Below are 6,637 nucleotides of genomic sequence, written 5' to 3' on the forward strand. Positions count from 1 at the left end.
GAGCTGTGCTGGTTCGCGCCGGGGTGGCGGATCGTATATCCGCAGTTGGTGACAGCTCAGGTCGATGGGCCGGGCGGATGCCGCGGCGGCACGCCTACCCGGGCGGACGCCGCGGCGGCGCGCCTACCCGGCCGGCGCTGCGACGGTCGCCGCCACCTCGTCGCGCGCGGCCGTGAACGCCTCGACGCAGCGACGGATCTCGTCCTCGGAGTGCGCCGCCGAGAGCTGCACGCGGATGCGCGCCGCCCCACGCGGCACCACCGGGAAGCTGAACGCCGTGACGAACACGCCCCGCTCCTGCAGCGCCGCAGCGATGCGCGCCGTGAGCGCGGCGTCTCCGAACATGACCGGCACGATGGGGTGCTCGCCGGGCAGCAGCTCGAAGCCCGCGGCATCCATCAGCGACCGGAAGAGGGCCGCGTTCGACTTCAGCGTCTCGCGCAGCGAGCCCGACGACTCGAGCAGCTCGAGCGCGCGGATCGTGCCCGCGACGATCGCCGGCGCGAGGGTGTTGGAGAAGAGGTACGGACGCGCCCGCTGGCGCAGCAACGCCACGATCTCGGCGCGCGCCGCGACGTAGCCGCCGGATGCCCCGCCGAGCGCCTTGCCGAACGTGCCGGTCGTGATGTCGACCCGGCCCTCGACCCCGCAGTACTCGGGCGTGCCGCGGCCGTTCGAGCCGACGAAGCCGACGGCGTGCGAGTCGTCGACGAACACGAGGGCGTCGTAGCGGTCGGCGAGGTCGCAGATCTCCTGCAGCGGCGCGATGTAGCCGTCCATCGAGAAGACGCCGTCGGTCACGATCACCCGGCGCCGGGCACCGGATGCCGCGACGAGCTGCGCCTCGAGGTCGGCCATGTCGCGGTTCCGGTAGCGGTACCGCGCCGCCTTCGAGAGCCGGATGCCGTCGATGATCGACGCGTGGTTGAGCTCGTCGGAGATGATCGCGTCATCCGGCCCGAAGAGCACCTCGAAGACACCGCCGTTCGCGTCGAAGCACGAGGAGAACAGGATCGTGTCGTCGTAGCCGAGGAACTCGGAGACCCGACGCTCGAGCTCGAGGTGCAGCTCCTGGGTGCCGCAGATGAACCGCACGCTCGCGAGGCCGTAGCCCCACTCGTCGAGCCCGGCGTGCGCGGCCTCGACGATGCGGGGATCGTCGGCGAGGCCGAGGTAGTTGTTGGCGCAGAAGTTCAGCACGTGGCGGCCGGCGACCTCGATCTCGGAGGACTGCGGGCCGTGGATGCCGCGCTCCCGCTTGGTGAGGCCGGCGGCCTCGATCTCGTCGAGCTCAGCGCGCAGCTGGTCGCGAACCGTTCCGTACATCAGAGTTCCGTCCAATCGAGGATGACCTTGCCGACGCCGCCGGATGCCGCCGCGTCGAACGCAGCACGCCACTCGCGTGCCGGGTAGCGGTCGCTGATGATCGACGCGACCCGGGAGCGCAGCTCGCCGCTCGTCTGCAGCATGGCGCTCATGGAGTTCCAGGTCTCGAACATCTCGCGGCCGTAGATGCCCTTGAGGGTGAGCATGTGCGTCACGACCTTGCCCCAGTCGATGGCGTACGGCTCGGAGGGCAGGCCGAGCAGGGCGATGCGCCCGCCGTGGTTCATGTTCTCGATCATCTCGGGCAGCGCCTTCGCCGATCCCGACATCTCGAAGCCCACGTCGAAGCCCTCGCGCATGCCGAGGCGCTGCTGCACGTCGCGGACGCGTTCACGCGACACGTCGACCGCGGCATCCGCCCCCATCTGCATGGCGAGCTCGAGGCGCGCGGGCGAGACATCCGAGGCGACGATGTAGCGGGCGCCCACGTGGCGGGCGACGGCGATCGACATGAGGCCGATGGGGCCGCAGCCGGTGACCAGCACGTCCTCGCCGACGACCGAGAACGCGAGCGCGGTGTGCACGGCGTTGCCGAACGGGTCGAAGATCGCCCCGACCTCGGGTTCGACCGACGCGTGGTGCACCCACACGTTCTGACCGGGGATGACGATGAACTCGGCGAACGCGCCGTCGCGGTGCAGGCCGACGCCCTTGGTGCGGATGCACATCTGGCGGCGCCCGGCGCGGCAGTTGCGGCACATGCCGCACACGATGTGCCCCTCGCCCGACACCTTGTCGCCGACGGCGACGTCGTGCACGAGCTCGCCGACCTCGACGACCTCGCCGTAGAACTCGTGGCCCGGGATGAGCGGCGCCTGGATCTCGGCGGCGGCCCAGTCGTCCCACCGCTCGATGTGGAGGTCGGTGCCGCAGATGCCGGTGCGCAGCACCCGGATCTTCACGTCGGCGGGGCCCGTCTCGGGCTCGGGCCGGTCGACGTACTCCAGGCCGGCGCCGGGGGCAGGTTTGTAGAGGGCCTTCATCGATAACCTCGTTGTTCTCTGGGTCGCGAGCCGGGGGTGTTCGGCTCTGGGTCGGGCCACCGGATCGTGTCCGGCGGCGCCGATCGCCAGTCAGTTCATGGTAGCCACGGATGCCGCGGCCGCCGTCACTGTGACGGGCACCCGCCGTGCGGCATCCGCGGACCCCCCGGCCGGCTCGACCTGGCCCCGCTCGAAGTACGCGACGAGGTCCGCGTCGAGCGCCGGCACGGGGAGGCTCCCGCCCCCGCTGCGCAGCGACTCGGTGGCCCGGATGCCGGCCGCGACCGCCTCGCGTGCCGCGACCGGCGACGTCTCGGTGGGCCCGCCCTCGCGCACGAAGCGCAGGAACTCGGTGACGAGCCGCGCATCGGCGCCGTCGTGGCCGGCCTCCTCGTCGGCGGCGGGCACGATGAACGTCTCGTCGGCCGGGGCGGCGCCGTGGTGGCGTCGGTTCCAGAGCCGCACCTCGGAGCCGGCCGTGTCGCCGAGGTTCTCGATGCGACCCTCCGTTCCGATGATCGTGTAGTTGCGCCAGTAGTCGGGCGTGAAGTGGCACTGCTGGTACGAGGCGAGCACGCCGTTGCCGAGTCGCAGGTTGACCATCGAGAGGTCCTCGACGTCGATGATCGGGTTGAGCCCGGTCTGCGCGGTCGGCGGCCAGTTGTCGAGGCTGAACCAGTCGCGCATGCGCTCGCCCGACCGGTCGCGGCGGTCGTCGATGCCGCCGTAGACGGTGAGCGAGCCCATCGCCTGCACCTCGGTCGAGTAGGCGCCGGCGAGCCAGTGGATGACGTCGAGGTCGTGCGCGCCCTTCTGCAGCAGCAGCCCGGTGGTCTTCGACCGCTCGGCGTGCCAGTCCTTGAAGTAGTAGTCGCCGCCGTTGCCCACGAAGTGGCGGCACCAGACCGCCTTCACCTCGCCGATGCGCCCCTCCTGGATGAGCTTGCGCATGAGCACGACCACGGGCATGTGCCGCATGTTGTGCCCGACGTAGAGCCGGGTGCCGGTGCGGCGGGCGGTCTCGAGGATCGCGTCGGCGTCCTCCACGGTCACGGCGAGCGGCTTCTCGCAGAACACGGGCACGCCGGCCTCGAGCGCCGCGATCGCGACGGCGGCGTGCTGGTGGTCGGGGGTCAGCACCATGACGGCGTCGAGGCCCATGGCGAGCAGCTCGTCGAGCGATGCGGTGACGGATGCCTCCGGCAGGGCCGCCCGGGCCTCCTCACGGGAGTGCTCGGCGAGGTCGCACACTGCGACGACGCGGGCGCCCTGTCCGGGTCGGTGCGCCTCGCGCCAGAGCGAGGCGCGCGCGCCGAAGCCGACGATGCCGATGTTCAGGTCCACAGGGTGGTGCACGGGAGGGTACTCCTTCAGGGGGTTACAGGTTTCGGGGCGCACGCGGCGGCGCATCGAGATCGGTGGAGCCGCCGGGGAACAGCGACCACGGGAAGTCGTGCAGCTGCGGCTCGGCCGCCTCGGGCTCGAGCGCTCGCGCCACGATGATCTCGGCCTGGCGTTCGTAGAAGTCGGTCGGACCGACCGTGGTGAGGGTCGGCGCCACGAGCTGGGCGTCGGGGGTGTTGCCCACGCCGACCACGGCGACGTCGTGCGGCACGCGGAGCCCCAGCATGTGGGCGGCGTTGATCGCGGCGATCGCGGCGAAGTCGGTCGTGGCGTAGATCGCGGTCGGGCGGCGCTCCTGCGAGAGGAGCGCGACCGCGGCGGCGAAGGCGCTCGCCTGCGTCTCGCCGTACGTCGCCGTGAATGCCGGATCGACCGGAAGGCCGTGCGCCCGCAGGCGCTCCACGTAGGGCGTGTACCGGGAGCGTCCGGTGGCGCGGAACGCGCCCTCGGCCACGAGGCATCCGATCGCCGTGTGCCGTTCGAGCAGGTGGTCCATCGCCAGCTCGCACCCCGGCAGGGCGTCGGAGCGGATCACGTCGTAGCCGTCGGGCTCGAGCGTCTCGGAGAACACGACGAGTCGCTGGCCGCGCTCGACGAGCGCCTGCAGCTTCTGCCGCCCGTCGTCGGTGGCGACCGCCCCGTCGAGGTAGGCGACGTCGCTCTCGACCCGGTCGAGGGCCGCGTACCAGTCGCCGTCGGCGAGGATCAGCGTGGTCAGGCCGTGCCGGTTCGCCTCCTCGTTCACCGCGGCAGCGACCGCGAGCGACCACGGGTCGCTCAGCATGTGCAGCGAGAGCTGCACGGTGTCGCTGCGGCCGGTGCGGATGGTGCGAGCCGCGCGGTTCGGACGGTAGTTGAGCTGGCGGGCCGCGGCGAGCACGCGCTCGGCGGTCGGCTCGGCCACGCCCGACTCGCCGCCGTTGCGGCCCGAGAAGACGTACGAGACCGTCGCCGTGGACACGCCGGCGAGCTCGGCGACCATGCGCAGGGTCGGGCGCCGCCTGGGCGCCGTGTGCCGTTCCTCGTGCTCGTTCGCCTGCGTCACCCGCGTCATCCCTTCGTCCCGGAGAACGCGATGCCCTGGATGAACTGCTTCTGCAGGACCATGAACGTGATCAGCATCGGCAACGTCGCGAGCAGCGCGCCGGCCATGAGCACAGGGTAATCAGTGCCGTGCAGGCCGACGAGCTGCGACAGGCCCACCGACAGCGGCATCTTCTCGGGATCGGTCGTGACTACGAGCGGCCAGAGCAGGTCGTTCCACGACCACAGCACCGTGAACACCGTGAGCGCGATGATGCCCGGCTTGGCGAGCGGCACCATGATGCGCCAGAAGGTCTGCCACGGGTTGGCGCCGTCGATGCGCGCGGCCTCCTCGAGCTCGGCCGGCATCGACATGAAGAACTGCCGCATCAGGAACGTGCCGAACGCGCTGAAGATGCCGGGCACGATGAGCGCCTGCAGGGTGTTCAGCCAGCCGAGCGACTGGATGATCTCGTACTGCGGCAGCAGGTACAGCTGCGAGGGCACCATGAGCACCGAGAGGAACACGACGAACACGACGTTGCGGCCGCGGAACGGGATGCGAGCGAACGCGTAGCCGGCCATCGTGCAGAGCACCACCTGGCCGACGGTGCGGCCGATCGTGAGCACCACCGAGTTCAGGAACATCTGGCCGAACGGCATCGACTCGAAGACCTCGGCGAAGTTCGTGAACACCCACGGATCGGGGATGATCACGGGCGGCACCTGCACCGAGTCCTGGAACGTCTTGAACGCGGTGAGCGTCTGCCACACGAACGGGAACACCATGATCACGGCGCCGGCCGCGAGCAGCAGGTGCACGATCCAGTGGCCGCGGTTGCGGCGGCCGGTGCGGGCAGCGGATGCCTCACCCCGGCGTGTGCCCGCGGCATCCGCGCCCGTCATGGCCCTGGTGTCGAGCGAGAGGTCACTCATAGTGCACCCACTTCTTCTGCAGCCGGAACTGCACGACGGTCAGCACGAGGATGATCAGCAGCAGCAGGAACGCGATCGCGGCCGCGTAGCCGCGCTGGTTGTCGAGGAAGCCCGCCTCGTAGAAGAGGTAGACGATCGTGCGGGTGTTCGGCATCGCCGGGTTGTTGCGGCCGAGCATCATGTAGACGAGGTCGAAGACCTGCAGGGCGCCGATCACGCCGATGACGCTGACGAAGAAGATGCTCGGCGACAGCATCGGGATGGTGATCGAGAAGAACTTGCGGATCGGTCCGGCGCCGTCGAGGTCGGCCGCCTCCATGAGCGTGTCGGGGATGCCCTGCAGGCCTGCGAGGAAGATCACGATGCTCGTGCCGAGTCCCGCCCAGATCCCGACGACCGCGATGGAGACGAGCGCGGTGCTCGGGTCGGTGAGCCAGCTGCGACCCTGGATGCCGAACACGCCGAGCACCTCGTTGAGCACGCCGTAGTCGCCGTTGTAGATCATGCGCCACACCAGGGCGATCGCCGCCGGCATGGTCACGACCGGGATGAAGTAGAGGGTGCGGTAGACGCCGCGCCCACGGAGGCCCGTGGTGTTGAGCAGCGCCGCGATCGCCACGGCGATCRGGATGCCGACGAGGGTGATGAGCGTGTACACGGCCGTGTTGCGGAGCGCGCCGAGCAGCTCGGGGTCCTGCAGCAGCGCGACGTAGTTGTCGAAGCCGACGAAGGTGGTGCCGCCGAAGGGGCCCGACTCGGTGAACGAGAGGATGAGCGTACGCACCGTGGGCCAGAGGTAGAACGCCAGGAGCCCGACGGCCGTGGGCCCGATGAAGAGGAGGGCCCACCATCCGGATTGGCGGGGGCCGCGGCCGGTGCGACCCGCCCGGTCGGCCCGTCTGCCG

6 protein-coding genes are annotated in these 6,637 nt (G+C 70.5%); all 6 read right to left on the reverse strand.

The genetic code is table 11. The features are described 5' to 3' along the window. Positions 1-123 precede the first annotated feature (123 nt). Complete coding sequence (locus tag AC1DY2_RS12910) at positions 124-1,326, reverse strand: glycine C-acetyltransferase (RefSeq protein WP_476762793.1); 1,203 nt, start codon at positions 1,324-1,326, stop codon at positions 124-126. Next, the gene (gene tdh, locus AC1DY2_RS12915) at positions 1,326-2,369 is read right to left on the reverse strand and encodes an L-threonine 3-dehydrogenase (protein ID WP_476762794.1); all 1,044 of its coding nucleotides are present in this window, start codon (positions 2,367-2,369) and stop codon (positions 1,326-1,328) included. Before tdh ends, AC1DY2_RS12910 begins: the two co-directional genes overlap by 1 nt. Positions 2,370-2,459: 90 nt before the next feature. Continuing rightward, positions 2,460-3,713: a Gfo/Idh/MocA family protein gene (locus AC1DY2_RS12920; RefSeq protein ID WP_476762798.1), complete on the reverse strand. Its 1,254-nt coding sequence runs from the start codon at positions 3,711-3,713 to the stop codon at positions 2,460-2,462. Between the two features lie 34 nt (positions 3,714-3,747). After that, positions 3,748-4,818, reverse strand: coding sequence for a LacI family DNA-binding transcriptional regulator (locus AC1DY2_RS12925; RefSeq protein WP_476762795.1), 1,071 nt, complete (start codon positions 4,816-4,818; stop codon positions 3,748-3,750). Positions 4,819-4,823: 5 nt separating this feature from the next. Continuing rightward, on the reverse strand, positions 4,824-5,732 hold the full coding sequence (locus AC1DY2_RS12930) for a carbohydrate ABC transporter permease (RefSeq protein WP_476762796.1): 909 nt from the start codon (positions 5,730-5,732) through the stop codon (positions 4,824-4,826). After that, positions 5,725-6,637 (reverse strand): carbohydrate ABC transporter permease (locus tag AC1DY2_RS12935; protein WP_476762797.1); only part of this gene is annotated, 913 nt, incomplete at its 5' end. The genes AC1DY2_RS12930 and AC1DY2_RS12935, both read right to left, overlap by 8 nt.

It is taken from the genome of Agromyces sp. P1_H4 (genome assembly GCF_056405255.1).